Consider the following 22974-nt stretch of genomic DNA (forward strand, 5'->3'; position numbering starts at 1 on the left):
TTACTGCTCGCTTACGCGTGGAATTCGCGCTCGGGTGTGCGTGGAATTCGCGCTCGGGTCATCGTGGAATCGGTGCTCGGGTCGCCGTGGAATTCGCGCTCGAGTACGCGTGGAATATGCACCTCGACGCGTTTTGCTGACCCGAGATCCTCGAGCGTGGCCTTCTGCAACTGCTTGCCGGTCTCTTCCGAGATGACGGTCGCGCCCGTGAGGATGGCGATGTCCTCGAGCATGGCCTTGCGACGATCGCCGAAACCGGGTGCCTTGACGGCGGCGACCTTCAGGATGCCGCGCATCGCGTTGACCACAAGCGTGGCCAGTGCTTCACCGTCGATATCTTCCGCAACGATCAGGAGCGGCTTGCCGGCCTTGGACGTCGCCTCGAGCACCGGCAGCAGGTCGCGGATGTTCGAGATCTTTTTGTCATGTAGCAGGATCAGCGCATCGTCAAGATAGGCCGCCTGCTTGTCCGGATCGTTGATGAAGTAGGGGCTCACGTAGCCGCGGTCGAACTGCATGCCCTCGACCACGTCGAGTTCGTTTTCGAGCGACTTGCCGTCCTCGACCGTGATCACGCCTTCCTTGCCGACCCGCTCCATCGCACCGGCGATGATCCTGCCGATTGCCTCGTCGGAATTGGCCGAGATCGAACCGACCTGAGCGATTTCGCGGTTCGTCGAGATCGGCTTCGACAGCTTGCGCAACTCATCGAGCACGGCAGCCACGGCCTTGTCGATACCGCGCTTCAGATCCATCGGGTTCATGCCGGCGGCGACATGTTTCATGCCTTCCTGCACGATCGCCTGGGCGAGCACGGTGGCTGTGGTGGTGCCGTCGCCGGCCACGTCGGCGGTCTTCGACGCGACCTGCTTCACCACCTGCGCCCCCATGTTCTCGAAGCGGTCCTTCAGCTCGATTTCTTTCGCGACCGACACACCATCCTTCGTGATGGTCGGCGCGCCGAAGCTGCGCTCGATCAGCACGTTGCGGCCTTTGGGTCCGAGCGTGACCTTCACGGCATCGGCAAGCACGTTCACGCCCTTGACGATACGGGCGCGGGCGCTGTCATGGAATTTGACGTCTTTTGCACTCATGTTGTTGCTCCGGGTAAAGTCGTTGACTCAACACGTCGCGAACGACCGGGCGGTGTCCGCGACCGGTCGAAAGTTCAGGCGGCCTTGCGGGCGGCACCCGCGTCGGCCTCGAGGACGCCCATGACGTCCTCCTCGCGCATGACGAGCAGTTCCGCGCCATCGACCTTGACGGTCTGGCCTGCGTATTTGCCGAAGAGCACCTGGTCACCGACCTTCAGCTGGAGCGCGCGCAGCGTTCCATCCTGCAGCAGGCGGCCGCTGCCGACGGCGACGACTTCGCCCTGTTCTGGTTTTTCTGCCGCTGAATCGGGAATTACGATGCCCGAGGCCGTCGTCCGCTGCGTTTCGATTCGCTTGACGATAACCCGGTCGTAGAGGGGACGAATCTGCATTTCCATCTCCTGAGCGATTAAAGGATCACCAATAAGGGAATCCGGCTGCATATGGGGCGCGTGAAAAGCCTCCGTGCAGCCGAGCCAATGTCTGGCGGAAAGCGAAATAGAGGCGGCCATCGCGCCCTTCAAGGGGGCGTGAAAATAGCTATTTGTAACAAATTGTTTCAGCGCGACAGCAGGACGCGATGGACGGCGCCGAGGCGATAAACCGTGCGGCCGCGCCCGCCAGGCCGGCGAGGCGCCGGTGGTACCGGACACGGTGGCTGGCGTCCGCCGTCGGCGTCCAGGGTGTCGTCCGGCTCATTGAGCGTGCCCCACAGGCCGCCCTTGACGGGGCGGAAGAGCCAGCGCACATACCCCCTGGACGCGGCAAGCTGCATCAGCGCCTCGCGATCGGTCTCGTCATCGAGAAGCGGCCGGTCGCGGGCACCGTCTTCTCCGTAGTCGCCGAACGCCTGCCGGCAGGCGAATGCCTCGGCGGCGCTCGCGCCGATCACGTTGCAGCCGCGCCGCTCGACGCGCTCGACATCCCACGCGCCGGATTGCCAGGCAGCATCCAGCAGCATGGTATCCACGGTCTCGAAGCTGTGCCAAGGTGCATCGAGCTGGACGGCCGATCCCGGGACCGGTCGTGGCGGGATCTCAATGCCGGGCAGGACAAGCGGCGTCGCGCGCCGGAATCCGTGCCAGTGGAGTATTGCGATGAGCGGCGTATTCACCTGCGCCGCCGCCGTGACGGTGACGGCAAAGAGCGGCAGGCGCACGGTGTCGATCTGCTCCTGAAGCCTGTCGAAAAGGTCCATGAAGCCTCCCGGTTGACATGTTGCAGGGCCTCTTGAAATTTCCGTTCCTTGCGCTATTTTATGCATCGCTCAGGCAGTCGCGATAAGCGCTGCGTGTTTCGATTTGTTTGTCGGCGGGGCTTCCCACGGGCAGGCGGACTGGAGCGCGTGGTTCCGTTCGTCTTCGTGTGCGGCCCCGGTTTCTGGGAGCCAGTCATGAGCGATCTTTTCTTCAGCACCGATCTGCTGGGCGAATTCGACCGCCTGCAACGGCAGATGGCCAGCGTCTTTGCGGGCTTGCCCGCAAGCCTGCGCGCCACGCGCAGCGAAACCTTTCCACCCGTCAACATCGGCAGCACCGACGACAGCGTCGAGATCGTCGCGTTCGCGCCAGGACTCGATCCGGCAGCAATCGACGTCTCGATCGACAAGGGGGTGCTGACGATCAGTGGCGAGCGCAAGCCGCCGCAACATGAAGCGGACGATGAGACGCGCGTCTACGCCAGGGAACGCTTCATGGGGGCATTCCGGCGCGTGATCGAGCTGCCGCAGCACGCGGACCCCGACAAGGTCAGTGCGCGCTATGTGAACGGCTGCCTGACGGTGAGCGTCGGACGTTCCGAGGCGTCGAAGCCACGCACCATCGCCGTCCAGTGAGCCCGGCGCAAATGGAGTACGTGAAAGCACGGAGGACATCATGAACGACAGCACTGAACTGGCCACCCGTGAGTCGCGCACTGACGTTGCCTCGCGCGAGGGTGCGCAACCTGCGAAGCAGCTGACCCGGATCTCACCTGCGGTTGACATCTTCGAGGACAGCCGCGGCATCACGCTATATGCCGACCTGCCGGGCGTACCGCGCGAAAAGCTCGACGTGCGCGTGCACGACGGCAGTCTGAACATCGAGGCCGAGGCAGTGATTCCGGTTCCATCAGGACTGCGCCTGCAGCATGGCGAGGTGCTCCACCCGCACTTCAGACGCGCCTTCACGCTTAGCCCCGATTTCGACGCCTCGCGGATCGACGCACAGTTGCGCGATGGCGTCCTGAAGCTCACCGTTCCTCGTCGTGAGGAGGCAAAGCCGCGACGCATTGAGGTGAGCGTTGGCTAGGCGTACGCACAGGGGCAAGTCCGGTCATGCGGAGTGGACCGCACGGCCCGCGCCGCGTGACCTGTCACGCGGAGGTATTTATGGACAACGTACGAAGCGAATGCTGGAAGGGCTTCGTGATCGAGACCAGCGCGTTTCCGGTTCGGCACTGCGCGCTGCCTCCTGCCGGCCGCGATACGTACGTGGCCGTCGTGCGCATCCGGCACGCGGAGCAGGCGGTCGCGGACTGGCATCTGCCGCGCTACGCCCAGCACTGGGCAAGCGTGGACGAGGCGCATCGGGAGACGGTCGAGTACGCGATACGCGCCATCAAAGCGGGCTGTCTGAACGATACGGGTTCGCCGGCGCGATTCCTCGCGTGACAGCGCCGCGTTGCATGGTAGCGCAGCCCCTGTCCGGCTTGCACTACGTTTCGTTTTTCTGCAGGGGGCCGCTGCTTTCGGGACCCTGCCTTACGGGAGAAGAAAATGCTCAGTCCACACGAATTTGCGACCCTGATGCTGGTTCGTCAGGCGCCGGACCAGCTCGACATGGAGCGCGCCGAGCTCGACGCGCTGCTCGAACGCCAGCTGGTCATGCTGGAACATTGCGCCGAGGGCGCACGCCGCGCATACCTGACCGGGAAGGGCCGAACGTTCCTCGACGCGCTCCACCCGGGGAGCGCAACACGTCGATGCCGGAAGACCGCCGGCAACGGCGGTGGGGAGAGGCCGGAGCCGTCCCCCGTGCCGGGCAGCCAACCGACGGATATCGTGGTGCCGGGACATGCAGGCTGAATGGTTGTGCAATCGCAACGCCTGGCTTGTCATCTCCGCGGTCGCTGTGGGCGCGAGGTTGCCGTGAAACTCTCCGGTAACCGCGCTGCGATACAGGTCGTCGCGGCAGCGTCCAATCGATGGCGACCCGGGCGTGCAGGTCGGGGAATGACAGGTGCTGCACTTAATAGACTGGACGCGAATTCCGCGTGTCCGGAACTGTTTCGGAAATGATGCTCAGCCGGAGGTGTGATATGCAAACGGACAAAGTCATCGAGTATCACGGCTGCGAGGTCCGGCCGGTGGTCACCGCCACCGGGAGTGGCCGTTACACAGCTGCGGCCGTCGTCACCGACCGGGCGGGCGAAATACGCACGCTCGGTGTCGATGGAGATTTTGCCAACGTCCAGGAGGCACGCGATGAAGCGCTGGAGCTTGCCGTCGCATGGATCCAGCAGCGCTCGGTTGTTTCGGACCGGTATGTCCGACGGACCTAGCCTCCAATCAGCAACTGCCGTCCGGACGCAGGGTGAACAACGGCGGATTCGACGGTCGATCCGAGTCCGGTTCGCCGTGCTTCCGGAACTGTTTGGGCACAAGCCACCTCGAGGAAAAGAGAATGACAGATATTGCAGTCATCGATCCCGACGACGACGACGCGCTTTATGCACGCATCCGGCTCCTGCTCTTTAGCGCTGACCTCCCGGTGCAGCGTCTGCAGGCCGACATCGACGATATCGGACGTTTCACCACGCCGGATGTGCGCTCACCGCACGTGCGCCTGGTCGAGGCCATGCCGCCGCTTACGCCCGCTGCGGAAGCGATCGTGCGCGCCATGATCCGCGCATACGGCATGGAGCTGTTCGGGCGCGGCAGCGCGAATTCCGGGCTGCGTGCCTTGATCAAGGCTGGACCAGTCAAGTTCGGACAGACCGCCTTGATGCTGGGGCCTGACGCGCCCGTGCCGGTGCGTGCCCGTCCGCTCGTCGAGGAGTTCAACCGAATTTTCGAGCGCTACCCCGAAAGCGGTTTCCCGCAGGCGCGATACTTTCTTTCGGCTATTGGGCTGCCAGTCGGCCGCGACATGAATTCGCGAGTGCGTCGCTCGCTCCAGCGCAACTAGCACAGATGCCGTACTGACAAATATCCGGCTCGGGAACTTCGCTTCATGTCGTAGCGGTCGGTTTTCGCGAGCCATCGGTCGCATCGGCGAACCCGCTTCAGACTGAAATGCTGCTGGAGCAGCGTTCTATCGCCGCGCATCCGCAGGATTGCCAAGGGAAGCGTCTATGTACTGCAGCGCATAGACGCTTTCCTGTTTCCCCCCTTGAGCGCGCGAACCTCCCTCCACTGCGGGCTAGCGGGAACAGACGACCGGGGCAGCGCAGTGATATTCGAATGGCGATGGACTGATAACTTTTCTTATCGGTCCATCATCAAATGTGGACTAAACTGGCGGTCATGAAAACACGCAAGACCGAATCCGCCGGTTTCCCCGACGACGCCGAACTCGCTGCACTGCGCGCGTGGTATGCCGGACTCGACGCCCTTACGGCTGTCGCACGATATCTGGGCGAGCGCAAGGCGCCGGGAATGTCTGCTCGCGGCGTGCTCGGACGCATCCGGCGCGCACTGATCGCATTCGCGACGAGTCGGCACCGTCCCGACCTGGCACAAACATTCGACGGGCGATCGGCAGCGTCGGCTGATATCGTTGCACACTCGATCGAGACCCTGCGCAACCTGCCCACACCGGAGCCGTCCCTCGCCGACGACGTCGACCAGTGGTTGCCACCGCGGGTGGTTGCCGCTTTGCAGACGCACGGGATCCGGACGCTCGCAGACCTGACCGTGCGGATTCCGCGCCGGCGGCGCTGGTGGACAGCGATCGCCGGACTCGGCACGGCAGGGGCACGCCATGTCGAAGCATTTTTTGCGGCCCATCCGGCTCTGACTGAACGTGCCCGTGCGCTGGTTGCGGCAGCACCTTCCGGACCGGTCGTGCCATGGGAACAGCTGCGTCTGCCGCACGAGGTCGACGGCTCGCAAGGACTGTTTCGCGCGCCACGGCACGTCTGTTTGCTCAAGGCATCGAACGACTACGAGGCAGTGCAATCGTGGTTGTCCCTGCACGAGTCCGCCGCCACCCAGCGGGCCTACCGGAAGGAGGCGGAACGCCTGATCCTGTGGGCAATCGTCGAGCGGGGCTGCGCGTTGTCGTCGCTGACCACTGACGACGCGATAGCCTACCGCGCGTTCCTGCGACGGCCGACGCCTCGCGAACGCTGGATCGGGCCGTCGCGGTCGCGAGAAAGCGTGGAATGGCGACCGTTCAGCGGACCACTATCGACGCGCTCTGCCGCGTACGCACTCACCGTACTTGCGGCCCTGTTCCGCTGGCTGGTCGAGCAGCGCTACGTCCTAGCGAACCCGTTCGCCGGCGTCAAGGTGCGAGGAAGCGCGAAGGCGGGCCTCGATGTCACCCGCGGTTTTACCGAAGGCGAATGGCTGCTGCTCCGCACGATCGCCGATGGCCTCGAATGGTCCTACGGCTGGAGCGAGGCGGCCGCCCAGCGCCTTCGGTTCCTGCTCGATTTTGGATACGCGACCGGCCTGCGGGCCAGTGAACTGACAGGCGCCACACTCGGCGACATCCGCATCGACGAACAGGGTGATCACTGGCTGTACCTCGTCGGCAAGGGTGGCAAGACGGGCAAGGTCGCGCTCCCGACGCTGGCGCGTATGGCACTCGATCAGTATCTGGTGCAACGCCAGTTGCCGGTCACGCGCGAACGGTGGGATCCGGCAACGGTGATCGTGGCCAGCCTCGCGGAAGATGGCACCGGGATCGAAACCACGCGACTCGGACGCGTGCTGCGACGCTTCTTCGCACTGGTCGCCGACACGATCAGGGATGAGCGGCCTGCGATGGCGGACAAGCTGCGCCGCGCGAGCCCCCATTGGCTGCGCCACACGCACGCTTCACTCGCGCTCGCGCGCGGAACCGAACTGATCATGGTGCGCGACAATCTGAGGCACGCGTCGATCTCAACGACGTCGATCTACCTGCACGGCGACGAGGTCAAACGGGCAAGACAGTTCGATCAGGCGTTTGGTGTACCCAGCCGCTAGCGATGGCGGCTACATGGCCATCAATCCGGACCCGGAAAAGCTTCATCTTTACTTCCCGAATCTCGCAACCGGTTGATTTTTAACGAAAACAATTCTTCGGAATCGCGCAAATTCATCTGAATTCAGCGAAGTTCCAACTTTACTTCGCAAAACGGAACATCTTTCCTTCGGCAGACGCCGGAAGTTCAGGTATTCCATAATCATATACATAGAGCATTATTCTTCATTATAAAGGGATGGCGATCGTCGTTAGTATGCAGAGGCTTGGCTGCGCCCCCGCGTGGACCCGACAGGCGCTCGGCGTCGATCCGCCGCGTCGCCGCGCTGGACCAACGCGGAAAGGCCGAACCAACCATTCACTCATACGCAGCGTCATTGAGGGCGTGGCGAGTGTGTGAGGAGGAGACTCGAACGTGAAAATGACCTTTCGCTGGTATGGCGACACCGACCCCGTGCCGCTCGCTTACATCCGTCAGATCCCTGGCATGGTCGGGGTCGTCTCGGCGATCTATGACGTGCCTGTGGGCGACGTGTGGCCGATCGACAGGATCCTGTCGCTGAAGGAGAAGATAGAGGCTCACGGCCTGACGCTGGAAGTGATCGAAAGCGTGCCGGTGCACGAGGACATCAAGCTCGGCAAACCGACGCGCGACACGCTCATCGCCAACTACGGCCAGACGCTGCTTAACCTCGGCGCCTGCGGTGTGAAGGTGGTCTGCTACAACTTCATGCCGGTTTTCGACTGGACCCGTACCTCGCTGGAAATGCCCCTGCCTGATGGATCGACGACGCTCGCGTTCGACACGCAAGCGATCCGCGAACTCGACGTCAGCCATGGTATCCAGGTGCCCGGCTGGGACGCGAGCTATCGGGCCGAGCAATTGAAAGCCCTGTTGCGCGACTACGAAGCGCTTGACGAAGCCGGTCTCTGGGCCAATCTCGACTACTTCCTGCGCGCGACGATTCCGGTGGCCAAAGAAGCCGGGATCAAGATGGCGATCCACCCCGACGATCCGCCGCGGCCGATTTTCGGGCTGCCGCGCATCGTGAAGAATCGTGCGGACCTGCAGCGCGTGCTGGCTATCGTCGACGATCCCGCCAACGGCCTGACGCTGTGTTCGGGGTCGCTGGGCGCGGACCTGCAGAACGATATTCCGGCTCTGGTGCGCGAGTTTGGCGCGCGTGGCCGGATTCATTTTGCACACCTGCGTAATGTGCAAACCAATGCGGCGGGCGACTTTCATGAGACCTCGCATCGCTCGGCCGACGGCTCGCTCGACATGGCGGAAATCGTCAAGGCCTATTTCGAAACCGGCTTTGAAGGCTATGCAAGGCCGGACCATGGGCGAATGATCTGGGGCGAGACGGGCCGCGCGGGCTATGGGCTGTTCGACCGCGCGCTGGGTGCGGTCTACCTGAACGGCATCTGGGAAGGTCTCGCCAAACATCCGGCCCATCATGCGGCTGAGTAATGCCGCCCTGGCTTCGCTCGCGGCGCGCGCGACTAGCGAAGTAGTCGTTCCTGCCTACGATCGTACGAGCCTTGCACCGGGCATTGTCCATCTGGGCCTCGGCGCGTTTCATCGTGCGCACCAGGCCGTCTACACCGAGCACACGTTGCGCGCTGGCGATCACCGCTGGGGTATCGTCGGCGTGTCGTTGCGGCGCGCGGACACGTCGGAGGCGCTCACTCCGCAAGATCATCTGTATGCAGTGGATGTGCGCGACGGCACCGCGGAGTCCTTCCAGGTCATCGGCGCGCTGATCGCTTCGCTGGTCGCGCCGCAATCGCCCGCCGGCGTGCTCCATGCGATGACCGATCCGTGCTGCCATATCGTCAGCCTGACGATCACCGAGAAAGGCTATTGCCGCAGTCCGGCCAGCGGCGCGTTGCAATTCGATCATCCCGACATTGCCCATGATCTGCGCGAGGCCGCCGCGCCGCGTAGCGCGATCGGCTTCGTCGTGCGCGCGCTCGCGCTGCGCCGCGCGGCCGGTCTGGGCCCGTTTACCGTGCTGTCGTGCGACAACCTGCCGTCCAACGGCGATACGATGCGCGCGTTGACGCTGGCGTTCGCGCGCCAAACGGATCCTGTGCTGGCCGACTGGATCGAGCGGGAGGGCGCATTTCCCAACACCATGGTGGATCGGATCGTGCCGCTCACCACCGAGGCCGATCGCGCGCGCGTAGCGAAGCAACTCGGCGCCGACGATGCCTGGCCGGTGATGACCGAGCCGTTTTCGCAATGGGTGATCGAGGACCGCTTCGCGGGACCGCGGCCGGCGTGGGAGCGCGCAGGTGCGACGCTCGTCGGTGACGCGCGTCCCTATGAGCAGGCCAAATTGCGGATGTTGAACGGCGCGCATTCGGCGCTCGCGTACCTCGGGTCGCTGATCGGCTACGACACTGTCGATCAGGCGATCAGTGCGCCGGCCGTGCTGAACTTTGTCGAATGCATGTTGCGCGACGAGGTGGAGCCGACGCTGTCGCTTCCCGCTTTGGCCAGCTATCGCGCTGAGCTGTTCACGCGTTTTCGCAACACCGCGCTCGATCACCGCTTGCAACAGATCGCGACCGACGGCTCGCAGAAACTGCCCCAGCGCTGGCTGGAAAGCGTGCGCGCCAACTTGAAACGCGGCGCGCCGACCGAACGTCTTGCCTTTGCGCTGGCCGGCTGGATCGCGTACCTCAGCGGTCACGATGAGACGGGGCGCACCTACGCGATCGCGGATCCCCTTGCCGCCAGACTGACCGAAGTGGTCCGCGCGACCTTGCACTCGGATGCCGTTGATGCGGTCCGAACATTGTTCGAAATCGAGTCAATTTTCGGATGCGATCTGCGCGCGCACCCGCGCTTCGTCGCGCAAGTCGCACGCCATCTGGCGGCGATTCGTGCACAAGGCATCGTCAAAGCGATGGACGGCTTGTACCGCCTCAGGCTATGCGCGTAACCGCCGCGAACGCCGCGTTCTGCCGGGTAGCGGCACTAAGTAACTGGAGGAAGGCATGAGCGAACTGCTCGTCAAACCGTCAAAAAATGGCGAAGACGGCCATATCATCCATATCACGCCGGCGAGCGCCGGCTGGAAATACGTCGGCTTCGATGTTTTCGACCTGAAGGCCGGCGCCACGGTCACGCAGGATACAGGCAATCGCGAAGTCGTGATCGTACTCGTCAAGGGTCACGCGATGGTCGGTTGCGAAGGGCTCGCGAGCCGCGCGATCGGCGCACGGATGACGCCGTTCGATGGCGCGCCGTGGTCCATGTATGTGCCGCCGCATACACGCTACACGATCGTGGCGACGGACGACGTCGAACTCGGAATCTGCTCCGCGCCCGCGAAGGGCGGTCTGCCGCCGCGCTTCATTGCACCTGAGGAGGTCAAGCAGGAAACACGCGGCGCGGGCGCCAATCTGCGTCACGTGCGCCACATCCTGCCGGAAACCGAGCCGGCGGAGAGCTTGCTGGTGGTGGAATCGGTGACGCCCGCGGGCAACTGGTCGAGCTACCCGCCGCATCGGCACGATACCGACGATGGCGAGCAGCAGACCTATCTCGAGGAAACCTATTACCACCGCGTCTCGCCGCCGCAGGGCTTCGCGTTTCAGCGCGTCTATACCGACGACCGCAGTATCGACGAAACGCTTGCGGCGTACGACAAGCATGTCGTGCTGGTGCCGCGCGGCTATCACCCGGTTGCCGCCGCGCACGGCTACGACCTCTACTACCTGAATGTAATGGCCGGTCCGCGTCGCACCTGGCACGTACACAACGAACCGGCGCATGAATGGTTACTACAGCCCGGCGGAAGCGTCGCGGTGGACGGCCTGCGCTGAGTCCCGTCGCGGTAAGTCAGTCGCTGTCGGCGTCGGGGCCTTGGGTATCGAATCCGGCGGCCTCGCGCAGCGCTTGCAGCATCGCCCGCGCACCCGGTGAGAGCCTGTCGCCGCGCCGTGTGACGATGCCCGCCGGTCCGAGCTTCAGATCGAGTTCGAACGGCAGCGGTTCCAGCGCGCCGGCAATGCAATACGGCTGCACCGGGTCGCGCGCGAGCGGCGCGATCATATCGCTCATTTGCAGCAGACTCGTGATGACAGGCAGCGATGAGCTCTCGACCACATCCGTCGGCAACGCGAGCTGCCGTTCGAGAAAAAGTTGCGTGAACTGATTGCGCATCACGTTGCCTTTCGGCGGCAGGATCCACGTTTGCGGCGCCAGTTCGTTCCAGCTGAGAGTCTTGCGCTTGACGAGCGGATGGCCAACGCGTGCGAATAGCCCGTGCTGTGCTTCTGCAAGCGGGGCGTAGTGCAGCTCCGCCAGATCGTCTGGATTGCGGATTCGCGCGACGATCATATCCAGCTTGCCTTCCTGCAGACGCTGCACGAGCACCTCGCTGAACTCCATTTCGATGTTGATGCGAATCTGCGGAAAGCGCTTCTTGAGTAGCGCCACGGCCTTCGGCACAAGGTTGGTGGCCGCCGTGACCTCGGTGCCGATCATCGCCTGCCCGGTCAGGCCGGCTTTGAGCGCGGATACTTCGTCGTACGCGTGCCGCAACTCGGCCAAGACGCTGCGCGCATGGCGGATCAGCACCTCGCCGTACCAGGTGGGCTCGACACCGCGCGGATGCCGTTCGAACAATGGCACACCCATCGTCTCTTCCAGTTCCCGCAGCAACTTGGTTGCCCCGGGTTGGGTCATGTGCGCGGCGTCCGCCGCGCGCAATACCGAGCGATGGGTGTCGAGCTGAACGATCAGGGCTAATTGGCGCGTCTTTAGACGCGTGGGGTCGAAGCGGCCCGTCGCGATGGCCCCCGCGCCGTTGTCAGGATGAACTGTCGAGGTCACGATGTCGTCTCCATGTATTCCGTATCGATATAGGTTTTGCGTTATTTTTCATTATAAAAGCATATCGATCGATCCTACTATGCAGCAGACGCCCTGCATTCCAAGGCGGGTGGTTTCCCATCACGGGCATCGAGACTGGCTGCATCCAGCATCCGCGCATGCAGCTGCATAGGAGACGAAGAAGCAATGAACATCCGTACCGCAGCCTTCCCGCCGGAAGGCATCACTACCGACGAGTTCCTCGGCCGCGTCGCCAAGGTCCGCAGCGCGCTCGATAAAGCGGGCCTGGTAGGCCTGCTCGCCTTCGGCGATTGCTGGCGCGGCGCGAATATCGGCTACTTCACCGAGTTCCGCCCGCTCGACGGCGTATCGGACATTGCCAACGCGATCCTGCTGCTGCCGGTGGACGGCGACCCCGTGCTGTTCGTGTCGGATCAATGCTTCGATTACGCAACGAGCGTGACCGCCTTCGAGGTGCGCAGCCTGCGTGAAGTCACGCAACAGGTGCAGGTATTTTCGGCGCGGCACCGCAGCGGCACGGTCGGCCTCGCCGGCGCCGCCTATATCCCCGCGGACCTGCTGCAGCGCCTGAACGCCGGTCTCGGCGAGCTGAAGCTCGAACCGACAACGGTGCTGGCCGAAATCAAGGCGATCAAGAGCGAGGCCGAGGTCGCGCTGATGCGCAAAGCCGCCGCCTTGACCGATTCGGCGATGGCTGCGATTCGCGACGCCCTCGCCGAGCGCCGTCCCTACACCGAGCGTGAACTCGCTTTAATTGCTGACCGCGCGATGCTCGCGGGAGGAGCGGACCGGACCGCGTTCGATTCGATGGTGCAATCCGGTCCGCGCTCGGCCTATAACCTGGCGCGCCCCACCGACCGCATCCTGCAACCGGGCGACCTCACCATGACTGACATCGGTGCGCGTTATCGTGGGTACGTGGCCGATGGCGGACGCGGTTTCACCTACGGTCCGGCGAATCCCGAAAAGATGGCGATCGTCGCCGCAGCGGCGCGCGCAGTTGAAGCAGGGCTGGCCGCCGCGCGTCCCGGCATGGCGGCCATGGAACTGAACGCGGTGATCCAGCAGGCGCTGGTGAAATCGAACTACGAGCAATACTCAAGCGAAGCGCGCGGCCACGGCACCGGTCACGGCACCGGCATGGACCCGGAAGAAGAAGCGCCGTGGATCGGGCCGGGCAACAAGACCGTGCTGCAGGAAAACATGGTCTTTACCCTGAAGGCGACGATCACGGTGCCGAACGTCGGCGGTTTGCGCACGGAACGTATCGTGCGGTTGACCTCGGGCGGCGTCGAAACGCTCGACCAGTTCCCGATGGAACTGCACTGGTGAGCACAGTGACCTTATCGTAACGTGCGGGCGAACCCGCGCCGCCGAGACGCAGCAGTTCAAAACATAGATTCCCAGAGAAGGGAGGAGACATGAATACATCGCCCATTTCATCCGGCAACGCGCCGGTTATCGACCGGTCGGCCGTCAACCGTGTGCTGGTCGCCTCGGTGGTCGGGACCGCCATCGAGTGGTACGACTTTTTTCTTTATGCCACCGCTTCGGCGCTGGTCTTCGCCAAGCTGTTTTTCCCCTCGTTCGATCCGGTGGTCGGCACCATCGCTGCGTTCGGAAGTTTTGCGGTTGGCTATCTCGCACGGCCCTTCGGCGCCGTGTTTTTCGGGCACTTTGGCGATCGCATCGGACGTAAGGCGACGCTCGTCGCGACGCTGACGATCATGGGCGTCGGCACCTTCGTGATCGGCCTGCTGCCGACTTACGCCTCGATCGGCGTCTGGGCGCCGATCCTGCTGGTCGCGATGCGCTTCCTGCAAGGGCTCGGCGTCGGCGGCGAATGGGGCGGCGCGGTGCTGATGGTGGTCGAAACGGCGCCGGCCAGGAAACGTGGTTTCTTCGGCGCATTCCCCCAATTGGGCGTGCCGCTCGGACTGATGCTCTCGACCGCGGTGTTCAAGGCCGTCTCGAGTCTGCCGTCAGACGCGTTCTATTCATGGGGATGGCGCCTGCCGTTCCTGCTGAGCGTCGCGCTGATCGCGATCGGCCTGTTCATCCGCCTGCGCGTCATGGAGTCGCCGGTATTTGAACAGGTCAAGGCGAGCAGGCAGGTCGTGAAGGCGCCGCTGATCGAATTGCTGCGCCGGCATCCGAAAGACCTCGTGCTCACGATCGGCACGCGCTTCGCGGTCGACATCACCTTCAACGTGATCAACGTGTTCGTGCTGGTATACGGAACGACGCGGCTCGGCTTGTCGCGTGGACTACTGCTGAACGCCATCATTGTGGGCTGCGCGTTTGCGCTGATCACGCTGCCACTGTTCGGCAAACTGTCGGATGTTATTGGACGCCGGACCGTCTTCATGCTCGGCGCGGTGTTCGTGGCGATCTATGGATTCGCGTTCTTTCCGTTGCTCGAGACACGCAATCCGACCTTGATTTTCGTGGCGTACGTCTGCGGTATCGCGTTGAGCCAGGCGTCGGTATACGGCGTGCAATCGACGTGGTTTGCGGAACTGTTCGGGACGCGGGTGCGCTATACGGGCGCTTCGCTGCCGTATCAGATCGCCGGCATCATCACGTCAGGACCGACGCCATTAATCGCCACCTATCTGTTCGCGACGTATGGCCAGACGCTGCCCATTTCGATCTATATCGCGGCGACAGGGTTGCTGAGCCTGGTGTGCGCGTTTTTCCTCGCTGAGACTTTCAAGCGGGATCTGTCCGCAGAGCCGGAAGACGAGGCGGCCGCAGCGCTGGGCGCGCGTGCGTCCGCACACTCGCCGCATCCCTTGTCGCGCTGAGCGCAAATCGATCCGGCTGCTATGCCGTCTATGACTGGGTCATTTTCGGCGCTGGAGCGGAAAGGCCAGGGGACCGTAGAGTCGCTAACGCGGGTTGAATGGAAGCCTCGTCGGCCCGTTTGATCGCGGATCGGATATAGGAGCGGCGCTTAGGGACGGCGGCATGGCCTGTCCGGTGGCGTGCGCAGTCTGCGCCTGCGGCGCAGGGCTGAAGAGACTGTCATGCGTGGTCGGAGAGTGTACGCGCCTTGGCGCCGCGATACTTTTGCTGTCCGTGCGGCTGATAACGGCGGCAAGCATGGAAGAGCTGACTGGTATGGTAAGGCAGAATGCCGAGAACTCGAGCCAGGCGTTGACGCTCGCGACGAGTGCCACGGAAGCGGCCCACCAAGGCAGTAGTGCGGTCGAGGGGGTGATAGCGACGATGGCCGAGATCAATCAGAGTTCTGCACGCATCGGCGACATTTTCGCAATCGTCGAAGGAATCGCGTTTCAGTCCAATATCCTTGCCCTCAATGCGGCTGTCAATGCCGCGCGTGCGGGTGAGCAGGGGCGCGGATTCGCGGTGGTGGCCTCCGAAATGCGCACTCTTGCGCAGTGTTCGTCGGCAGCGGCCAAGGAGATCAAGGATCTGATCGGGACGTCGAGCGGAAAAGTGCAGGCGGAGGCACGCTGGTGAACGAGGCGGGCGGCCGCATGCAGGCGATCCTCACCAGTGTGAAGCGCGTGGCCGATATTGTGGATGAGATATCGGCCGCTTCGTTCGAGCAAAGAGCGGGTATCCATCAGGTCGCTCACGCGGTAGCGCAGATGGATTCGGCGACTCAACAGAATGCTACATTGATCGAGCAGGCGGGCGGAAGGCGTAGTGCTCGCTCAGCGCTGATTTACGCATCGCTTACCTGTCCCATGGCGCGGGCAAGCGCAAGCCGTTTTTCAAGGGCCTCGTATAGAGCGCGCACGCCGAATCGCCAAGGCGCGATTTCGGTTGACGACTGCACGGTGTTGACAAGTGCACCGAGCTCCGGCGTTGCAATCGTCACCTTGTCCCCGAGGTGATGCGTGAAGCCGCTGCCCGGAGCTTGCCGATCTTCAATCGGAGAGAACATCGTGCCGAGAAACAACATGAAGCCGTCGGGATACTGGTGATGTGGGCCGGCAGTCTGGGCGACGAGTTCCTCTGGGTCACGGCTGATCTCGCGCATGTGGCTCACGCCTTCGAGAATGAATCCGTCGTCCGCGCCTTCTATCCTGAGCGACACGCTGGCCGCCCGCACCGAGTCCATCGTGAAGCGATCATCGAACAAGCGGATAAAAGGACCGATCGCGCATGAGCCGTTGTTGTCTTTCGCTTTGCCGAGCAGCAACGCACTGCGGCCCTCGATGTCGCGCAGATTGACGTCGTTGCCAAGGGTTGCGCCGACGATCGTTCCGCGGCTGTTTACCGCCAGAACGATTTCCGGTTCGGGATTGTTCCAGTGGGAGGCCGGGTGAAGCCCGACGTCCGCGCCATAGCCGACTGCCGACATCGGTTGAGACTTGGTGAACACCTCTGCGTCAGGTCCAATGCCGACCTCCATATATTGCGACCATGCGCCGCGCCGTTCCAGTTCCCGCTTCAGACTGTCGGCAACTGGCGTGCCGGGGCGAATTCTGGAGAGATCAGTGCCAATCAGTTGCGCGATCGTCGCGCGCACCGTGTCGGCTTGCGTCGCGTCGCCGGCAGCCTGTTCTTCGATGACCCGTTCGAGCAAGCTCACCGCAAAGGTCACGCCACATGCCTTGATAGCCTGAAGATCGCATGGCGCGAGCAATGCCTGGCCGATGTTCTCGACGGGACCGAGCGCCTCGCCCTCGACGTGACGCACAAACTCCAATAGGTCCACCCGCTCGAACAGATCGGAGGTTGTCGGCGCCGAGGCCGTGATGTCGTAGACCTGACCGGCACGAACAACGACGACCGACGGCCCGTCTATCGGCGCGTTTCGCCAGATGCGTCCGACCAGCAAGGCATCGGGTAGGTCAGCAGGTACGAAATGCGGAAGATCGTTCGATATCATGGTCGGACTGGCTAGCGAGGGTTCGGAACCGCGAGGGAGGGGCGCTTCAGGCGAGCGATACGCGTTGCGTGCCGGGCCGAAGCTTGCTTGGCAACATCACGCGACTCAGCGCTTCGGCGAAGAAGAAATCGCCGAACATCGTCGCGCCGTCGACGCCTTCATTGTGCGGCTTCGAATAGCAGGAATTTCTCAGGAGTCCGCGCTGCGCAGGTTCGTAGGCAAACTCGTCACGACATAGAGCTTCGAGCATCGCAAGTCCGTGTTCTCGCCAGTGAACCGCTCCGGCAGGATCGGGATGCAGACGGCCCATCTCGATCAGCGCTGAAGCCATCACCGCTGCTGCGGCCGTGTCCTTGATTTCCGCGTCCGCGCCAGTGGCGTCGAAATCCCACGGTGGCACCAGACGTCCATCGAGCCGGCGCAGATAGTACGCCGCCAGGCGCCCTGCAAGATCCAGCCAGACGCGCTTGCCGGTTTCACGCGCCGTGTTCACGTAGCCATAGACGGCCCACGCCTGGCCCCGGCTCCACGCCGATTCATCGAATGCGCCCTGAAACGTGTAGCCGCGCCGGCGCACACCGGTGGTTACGTCGTATTCGACCGCGTGATAAGTCGAATCGTCCGGGCGGATAAACGCCTTCGCGGTCATGACGGAATGCGCTTCGGCGGCGAGGCGATAACTGCCGTCCCCGGAATAGTTCGCCGCCCAGTAAAGCAACGATAGATTAGCCATCGTGTCGATGGCTGAAGCGCTGCGTCCGCGCGGATCGTCGAGCGGGCCCCAGGAGGCGAGATAGGCGCCACTGTGCGTGGTGACGAGACGGGCGCGCAATTTGTCCGCGGCTTCCAGTGCAATTTGCGCGTACCACGGGTCGCGGGTGATTTCATAACCGGGGACGGCGCTGCTGTCGAAGATGAAGCCAATGTCGTGCGTGTTAGGGTCCTGCGCGCGCTGCGCGACGAGGCGCATGCGCTCGCGGGCCCACAACAGGTATTTGTCCTCGCCGGTGTGCAAATACGACGTCAGCAGAAGTCCGACCCAGAAGCCGCAAAACCAGTTGCCGTGGCTCCAGGCTGAACCGCTGTAGCCTGCGGACAGCGACGCGGGGAGCAGCACCCACTTTCCATCCGTCGCCGTGATCTGAGGGAATTCGACGCCGAGCGTCGGCTCGTCCTCTGCAACTTTGGCCGCCATGCGGTCGAGGATACCGGTGAAAAGGGCGGACCGTTCAGAGGACAGCCCTTGATCTTGGTACGAAGCATTCACGCCTTTGTCTCCTGATTACTTTCACGTTTCCCGAGTGACGGGGACACGCAGATTCTAGGAGTGCGGCGGTTCCGGCAGTTAGGACGAAGTGTGGCTTATGTTGGACTTTTCTGCTTGCACCGGACGTCTGTCGTGCCACAGCTTCAGATGCTCAGTTTTTCCAGGCTGCGGCGGAAGTCGATGGGCGAGCGGCCCGTATGCTTGCGAAAACATCGGCTGAAGTAGGCCGGGTCGTCGAAGGCAAGCTGTGTTGCGATCTCAGCCACATTGACCTCGGAATGCAGCAACAGACGCTTCGCTTCCAGCATCACGCGTTCACGAATCAGCTTGGCCGCGGTGCTGCCGAGCGCCTGGCGGGTTGCATCGTTCAATGCGCGTTCCGTGACGTTCAGCAGGCATGCGTAGCGGGCGACGTCGTGGATCGTGGCGAAATGTTTTTCCAGCAGGCTCTTGAAGCGTCGCGACAACAGCACGCTACGCGACGAATTGACCTCGGTGACGGCGTCGCCGCCCAGGCGCGCGGACTTGATGAGCAGAACCCGCAGATACGACCAGATCACCTCCTCGTAGCCGGCCTCTTCACCCTGATATTCCGCGTTGATTCCATCCAGCACGCGACGAAGGTCCTGAGCCTGTGCGTCGCTCATATAAACCGTGTTCGAAATTCGCTCGAAATCGTAGACGGGAATCTCAGTCTGCGAATGGCGGTTCTGCACCTTGAACGCGAAAAACTCGGACGAGAAACTGATCGCGTGCCCGACGGTGTCTTCGGACAACGCGAAATCGTGGATCTGGCCAGGGGCCATGAAAAACAGCGTATTGGGCCGTACCTCGTAGCGAATCGAGTCGATGATGTGGTGACCGCTACCCGACTCGACCCAGACGATGTGATAGAACTCGTGCCGATGAGGATACGGCAACGTCGATTTCATATCTTCGAGAGGCGCGAGATGAAAATCAATTGACTTGATTCGCGACCCATACTCGTAGTGAGCGATCTTGAAGACCGGCAACTCACAACCACAACCGCTAGGCATCTGATTTGTCTCCTGCATCCAGCGCATTTCTCAGGCTCGCTTAGCCAGTTGCCCCCCGGCTAAGTCAAGCCCGCTGTCTCTCCTTCGTCGGGTCGACACCGAAAATAGTTCAATTTTAAATAGCAAAGCGGCGTGACGGCTGTTGTCGAAAACCCGCACAGTTTCGGCCGCGCGTGCTGATTGTCAGCTCATTATGTCAGTTCATTGGAGACGCAATTCCTTCAGCGCCGACAGTCCGGTCAGCACCGGCTTGCCGTCCTGATTGCGAACCATCGTGTCCATCACGAGGATGCGCTTGGCCGGTTTCTTCTCGACTACGGTGACATGGATTTTGATCGTATCGTCGATGAAGACCGGTCCGAGAAAGCGCAACTCCTGCCCGACGTAGACGAAGCCGGGACCGGTCAACCCGGTATGCGTCGTCGACACCAATGCCGCGGTCAGCAGGCCGTGCGCCACGCGCTGGCCGAATGGCGTGCGTGCCGCGAAGTGCGGATCCATGTGCAACGGATTCAGGTCACCCGACAGATGGCCGAAAGCGTTCACGTCACTTTCCGCAATGGTATGCACGAGGATCTGGCAGCGGCCAATCGCGATGTCGTCAAAGCGCAGCATCTCCCGGCTCTGATTCAGATGCTTGTTCATGCGGTTCTCCGCTCGGTCAGCGCTGTGCCGGCTTCGACCAGCGTATCGATTTCGTGCGGCTCGTAGCCCAGTTCGGCAAGCACCTCGCGGGTGTGCTCGCCCTGGCGCGGCGGCTGACGGGTGAGCGGTGGTGCTGCGCCGTCGTATCGAACCGGATGCGCGAGCAAGCGAACCGGCCCGGCCTGCGGATGGTCGACCTCCATGATGATGCGGTTGTGCGCCACTTGCGGGTCGGCCTCGACCTGATCGTATTCGTTGACGGGCGCGTACCAGATGTCGTGCTCGTCGAAGATCGTCATCCAGTCGGCCGTCGTGCGCGTGGTCAGCGCGTCGTACACGATACGGTTCAATTCGTCGCGGCGGCGCACATTGTCCTTTGGGTGCGAAAACCCGGCGAGCGTGGGCTGAGACAAGGCCGCCGCCAGCTTTTCAGTGGGCGTCAGCGAAACGGCGATCCAGCCGTCCAGAGTCCGGTATATCCCGTAGGGCGCCGGATGGAACCGGCTGCCGGTCGGCGGGTTTGTGCGCGGCCAGAGTGGCCCCTTGTTCAGGTAGTAGGTGAACGGCTCGATCTGAAGATCGAGCGCCGCGTTGAGCAGATTGCTTTCGACCAGCGTGCCTTTGCCGGTACGTTCACGCGCCTGCAGGGCCGCGACGACGCCGAAGGCTGCCAACGCTGCCGCGTGCTGGTCGACGATCGCGGATCCGACTGGCGTGGGCGGGGAGTCGGCGTCGCCGGAGAGCATCGTCATGCCGCTGATGGCCTGCAGCAGCAGGTCCTGCCCTGGCCGCTTGAGATATGGCCCCGATGACCCGTAGCCGGTGCACGAACAGTACACGAGCCTCGGATTGATCTCGCGGACATCGTCGAAGCCGAAGCCCATGCGCTGCAGGACGCCTGGGCGGTAGTTTTCGATCAGGACATCGGTTTCCTTGATCAGCCGCCAGACAATCTCTCTCGCGCGCTCGTCGCGCAGATCCAGCGAGATGCTGCGCTGATTGCGGTTGCCGAGCAGGAAAAACATGCTCACACCTTCGACATACGCATCGAAGCCGGTCCAGTTGCGCTCGAACGCGCCGCCCGGCGGTTCGATCTTGATCACGTCCGCGCCGACATCGGCCAACATCTGCACGGCAGCGGGGCCCTGTAAGAAGTGAGTAAAACTTAGTACTTTGATGCCTTCCAGCATGACTCGTCTCCTGAGCGCGTGTTCATATCTGTTTGACTGATCGCTCAGGCAAGCAGGTTCCGCGAAATGATCATCCTTTGAATCTCCGAGGTCCCCTCGACGATCTCCAGCACCTTGGCGTCGCCGAATGCGCGCGACACGGGGTACTCGCTCATCACGCCGTAGCCGCCATGTATTTGCAACGCCTGATGGGCCGCCTCCATCGCGCGCTCGGTGGCGAAGAGCTTGGCCATCGACGCCTGTTGATCGAAGCGAACGCCCGCATCTTTCTGCGCGGCGGCATCGTAGAGCATCAGCCGCGCGGCGTGCGCGTGGGCCGCCATGTCGGCGATCTTGAACTGCAGCGCCTGGAACTCGGCGATCGGCTTGCCGAATGCGCGCCGCTCCTTCATGTACGCGATCGACCGATCCAGTGACCCCTGCAGGATGCCTAGCGCGAGCGCGCCGATCAGGATTCGGCCCGTGCTGATCTGGGCGAGCGTCTGTCGCAAGCCCGCACCGCGTTCGCCGAGCAGGTTGGCCGCCGGAATCGCGCAGCGCTCGAAGAACAACTCGTAGGTGCTCGATGCGCGCCAGCCGATCTTGCGCAGTTTGCGTCCGTAGCTGAAACCGGGGGTGCCGTTGGGCACGATGAAGCTGGAAATTTCCTTGCGGCCGTCTGGGCGCGTGCCCGTTACCGCGGCGATGACGACCGGTCCGGTCACTTCCGTGCCGGAGTTGCTAATGAAGGTCTTTGATCCATCGATGATCCATCGGTCGCCTTCCAGCGTCGCACGCGTCGCGATGTTAGCCGCGTCGGAGCCCGCGTTGGGCTCCGATAATCCGATCGCGCCGACCTTGCGGCCGTCGAGGATAGGGCGCAAATAGAGGTCCTTTTGCTCACCGGTGCCATAGTTGGAGAGCAGGCTCGCGACCGTCGAATTGGCCATCAGCGAGTTGGCGATTGCGCAATCCACCCGTGCGAGTTCTTCCAGCACGATCACATAGGAAAGCCATTCGCCACCGCCGCCACCCCAACTCTCCGGATAGGGCAGGCCGGCGAAGCCGAGCTCGCCGGCACGCTTCCAGATGTCGTAAGGAAAGGCTTCGGCTTCCCAAAGCTCTTCCGAGACAGGAGCAATTTCGTTTTCCGCGAAACGGCGTACGGCGTCTCGTATCGCGGTGTGTTGTTCGTTTAACCAATGCGGCATGTTCGACTCTGTGAAAAGCGGGAGAGATTAAAGGGCAGTGCGCTGGGTTACAGCACCTTCAGATAGGTATCGCCAGACGCGACCACCGTGCCGTCCTGGCGCGTGACCTCTGCACTGAACACGCATACGTTGCGATCGTCGTCCTTCTCGCGCAGCGTGAGCCGGGCAGTGACGGTGTCGCCGATAAATACCGGCGCGTTGAACGTGATGTCGTAGCGGTAGGAAACCGCACCAGGGCTCGGCGCCTTTTGCGCCATATAGCCCATCACAGTCGATAAGAAGCCGACCGACAGACATCCTTGCGCGATGCGCTTTTCGAAACGCGTGGTTTTGGCGAACTCCTCGTTCAAATGCACGGCATAGAAATCGCCGACGATCCCGGCGAAGCCGTAGATATCGAATTCGGTTACGGTCTTGGCGAAATCGGCAGTGTCGCCGAGCGCGTAACAATCCATGTGCGGGCGTTTGGCCATGGTGGTTCCGACAGTGAGAGTGGGTTGAGAAGCCGGCCTGTTCCTTGTTGATTGGGGCTGGCGGCCATGACTCAAATTTAATCAGCGCGGGTTGCTGACCGTTAGGACGGTTTGGGGGAATGCTTGGACTTTTTTGACCGCAGGCACGCAGTGATTGCACTGGTC

At 62.7% G+C, this 22974-nt stretch carries 22 protein-coding genes and 2 pseudogenes; 13 read left to right on the plus strand and 11 right to left on the minus strand.

Translation table 11 applies throughout. The features are described from left to right. Positions 1–119: 119 nt before the first annotated feature. The 3 genes and pseudogenes from groEL to L5014_RS34405 form a co-directional block, all read right to left on the minus strand. A pseudogene (groEL, locus tag L5014_RS34395) lies at positions 120–1094 on the minus strand (chaperonin GroEL); the annotation flags it as partial. Between the two features lie 74 nt (positions 1095–1168). Continuing rightward, on the minus strand, positions 1169–1486 hold the full coding sequence (locus tag L5014_RS34400) for a co-chaperone GroES (protein ID WP_238468356.1): 318 nt from the start codon (positions 1484–1486) through the stop codon (positions 1169–1171). A 167-nt stretch (positions 1487–1653) separates the two neighbouring features. Continuing rightward, complete coding sequence (locus L5014_RS34405; RefSeq protein WP_238468357.1) at positions 1654–2292, minus strand: diguanylate cyclase; 639 nt, start codon at positions 2290–2292, stop codon at positions 1654–1656. Positions 2293–2487: 195 nt separating this feature from the next. Between L5014_RS34405 and L5014_RS34410 the strand changes: the two genes are divergently transcribed. The 10 genes from L5014_RS34410 (at position 2488) to iolB (ending at position 11107) form a co-directional block, all read left to right on the plus strand. Further along, positions 2488–2928 carry an Hsp20/alpha crystallin family protein gene (locus L5014_RS34410; protein ID WP_238468358.1) on the plus strand — a complete coding sequence of 147 codons (441 nt, stop codon included), beginning with the start codon at positions 2488–2490 and terminating at the stop codon, positions 2926–2928. A 40-nt stretch (positions 2929–2968) separates the two neighbouring features. Next, positions 2969–3382 (plus strand): Hsp20/alpha crystallin family protein, encoded by a 414-nt coding sequence (locus L5014_RS34415; RefSeq protein ID WP_238468359.1) that lies wholly within the window; start codon positions 2969–2971, stop codon positions 3380–3382. Positions 3383–3462: 80 nt separating this feature from the next. Further along, positions 3463–3744, plus strand: coding sequence for a hypothetical protein (locus tag L5014_RS34420; protein WP_238468360.1), 282 nt, complete (start codon positions 3463–3465; stop codon positions 3742–3744). A 105-nt stretch (positions 3745–3849) separates the two neighbouring features. Then, complete coding sequence (locus L5014_RS34425) at positions 3850–4158, plus strand: hypothetical protein (RefSeq protein ID WP_238468361.1); 309 nt, start codon at positions 3850–3852, stop codon at positions 4156–4158. A gap of 233 nt (positions 4159–4391) precedes the next feature. Then, positions 4392–4634 (plus strand): hypothetical protein, encoded by a 243-nt coding sequence (locus L5014_RS34430; protein ID WP_238468362.1) that lies wholly within the window; start codon positions 4392–4394, stop codon positions 4632–4634. Positions 4635–4756: 122 nt separating this feature from the next. Continuing rightward, entirely contained in the window at positions 4757–5260 is a 504-nt protein-coding gene (locus L5014_RS34435; RefSeq protein ID WP_238468363.1) for a hypothetical protein, read from the plus strand. Positions 5261–5598: 338 nt separating this feature from the next. After that, a complete protein-coding gene (locus tag L5014_RS34440) occupies positions 5599–7269 on the plus strand; it encodes a site-specific integrase (RefSeq protein ID WP_238468364.1) in 1671 nt (556 codons plus the stop codon). A gap of 419 nt (positions 7270–7688) precedes the next feature. Continuing rightward, a complete protein-coding gene (uxuA, locus tag L5014_RS34445) occupies positions 7689–8741 on the plus strand; it encodes a mannonate dehydratase (protein ID WP_238468389.1) in 1053 nt (350 codons plus the stop codon). Continuing rightward, positions 8728–10221, plus strand: coding sequence for a mannitol dehydrogenase family protein (locus tag L5014_RS34450; RefSeq protein ID WP_238468365.1), 1494 nt, complete (start codon positions 8728–8730; stop codon positions 10219–10221). Before uxuA ends, L5014_RS34450 begins: the two co-directional genes overlap by 14 nt. Positions 10222–10276: 55 nt before the next feature. After that, positions 10277–11107 carry a 5-deoxy-glucuronate isomerase gene (gene iolB, locus L5014_RS34455; RefSeq protein ID WP_238468366.1) on the plus strand — a complete coding sequence of 277 codons (831 nt, stop codon included), beginning with the start codon at positions 10277–10279 and terminating at the stop codon, positions 11105–11107. A gap of 16 nt (positions 11108–11123) precedes the next feature. On the opposite strand, the gene L5014_RS34460 is transcribed toward iolB, so the two are convergent. Continuing rightward, positions 11124–12119, minus strand: coding sequence for a LysR substrate-binding domain-containing protein (locus L5014_RS34460; protein WP_238468367.1), 996 nt, complete (start codon positions 12117–12119; stop codon positions 11124–11126). A gap of 186 nt (positions 12120–12305) precedes the next feature. Here L5014_RS34460 and L5014_RS34465 point away from each other — a divergent pair, with 186 nt between their 5' ends. The 3 genes and pseudogenes from L5014_RS34465 to L5014_RS34475 all read left to right on the plus strand — a co-directional run. Then, positions 12306–13472, plus strand: coding sequence for a M24 family metallopeptidase (locus L5014_RS34465; protein WP_238468368.1), 1167 nt, complete (start codon positions 12306–12308; stop codon positions 13470–13472). Between the two features lie 89 nt (positions 13473–13561). Continuing rightward, positions 13562–14947, plus strand: a complete 1386-nt coding sequence (locus tag L5014_RS34470; RefSeq protein WP_238468369.1) for an MFS transporter — start codon at positions 13562–13564, stop codon at positions 14945–14947. A 286-nt stretch (positions 14948–15233) separates the two neighbouring features. Further along, positions 15234–15802, plus strand: a pseudogene (locus L5014_RS34475) (methyl-accepting chemotaxis protein); the annotation flags it as partial. A 32-nt stretch (positions 15803–15834) separates the two neighbouring features. On the opposite strand, the gene L5014_RS34480 reads toward L5014_RS34475, so the two are convergent. The 7 genes from L5014_RS34480 to L5014_RS34510 form a co-directional block, all read right to left on the minus strand. Continuing rightward, entirely contained in the window at positions 15835–17007 is a 1173-nt protein-coding gene (locus L5014_RS34480) for a fumarylacetoacetate hydrolase family protein (protein ID WP_238468370.1), read from the minus strand. A gap of 46 nt (positions 17008–17053) precedes the next feature. Next, positions 17054–18274: a glycoside hydrolase family protein gene (locus L5014_RS34485; protein ID WP_238468371.1), complete on the minus strand. Its 1221-nt coding sequence runs from the start codon at positions 18272–18274 to the stop codon at positions 17054–17056. A 143-nt stretch (positions 18275–18417) separates the two neighbouring features. After that, a complete protein-coding gene (locus tag L5014_RS34490) occupies positions 18418–19206 on the minus strand; it encodes a helix-turn-helix domain-containing protein (protein ID WP_238468372.1) in 789 nt (262 codons plus the stop codon). 306 nt (positions 19207–19512) lie between these two features. Further along, a complete protein-coding gene (locus L5014_RS34495; protein ID WP_238468373.1) occupies positions 19513–19956 on the minus strand; it encodes a MaoC family dehydratase in 444 nt (147 codons plus the stop codon). Next, positions 19953–21146 carry a CaiB/BaiF CoA transferase family protein gene (locus L5014_RS34500; protein WP_238468374.1) on the minus strand — a complete coding sequence of 398 codons (1194 nt, stop codon included), beginning with the start codon at positions 21144–21146 and terminating at the stop codon, positions 19953–19955. Before L5014_RS34500 ends, L5014_RS34495 begins: the two co-directional genes overlap by 4 nt. 44 nt (positions 21147–21190) lie before the next feature. Further along, complete coding sequence (locus L5014_RS34505) at positions 21191–22336, minus strand: acyl-CoA dehydrogenase family protein (RefSeq protein ID WP_238468375.1); 1146 nt, start codon at positions 22334–22336, stop codon at positions 21191–21193. A gap of 47 nt (positions 22337–22383) precedes the next feature. Next, positions 22384–22809, minus strand: coding sequence for a MaoC family dehydratase (locus L5014_RS34510; protein WP_238468376.1), 426 nt, complete (start codon positions 22807–22809; stop codon positions 22384–22386). Positions 22810–22974 lie beyond the last annotated feature (165 nt).

It is taken from the genome of Paraburkholderia tagetis (genome assembly GCF_022213065.1).
Classification (GTDB): Bacteria; Pseudomonadota; Gammaproteobacteria; order Burkholderiales; family Burkholderiaceae; genus Paraburkholderia; species Paraburkholderia tagetis.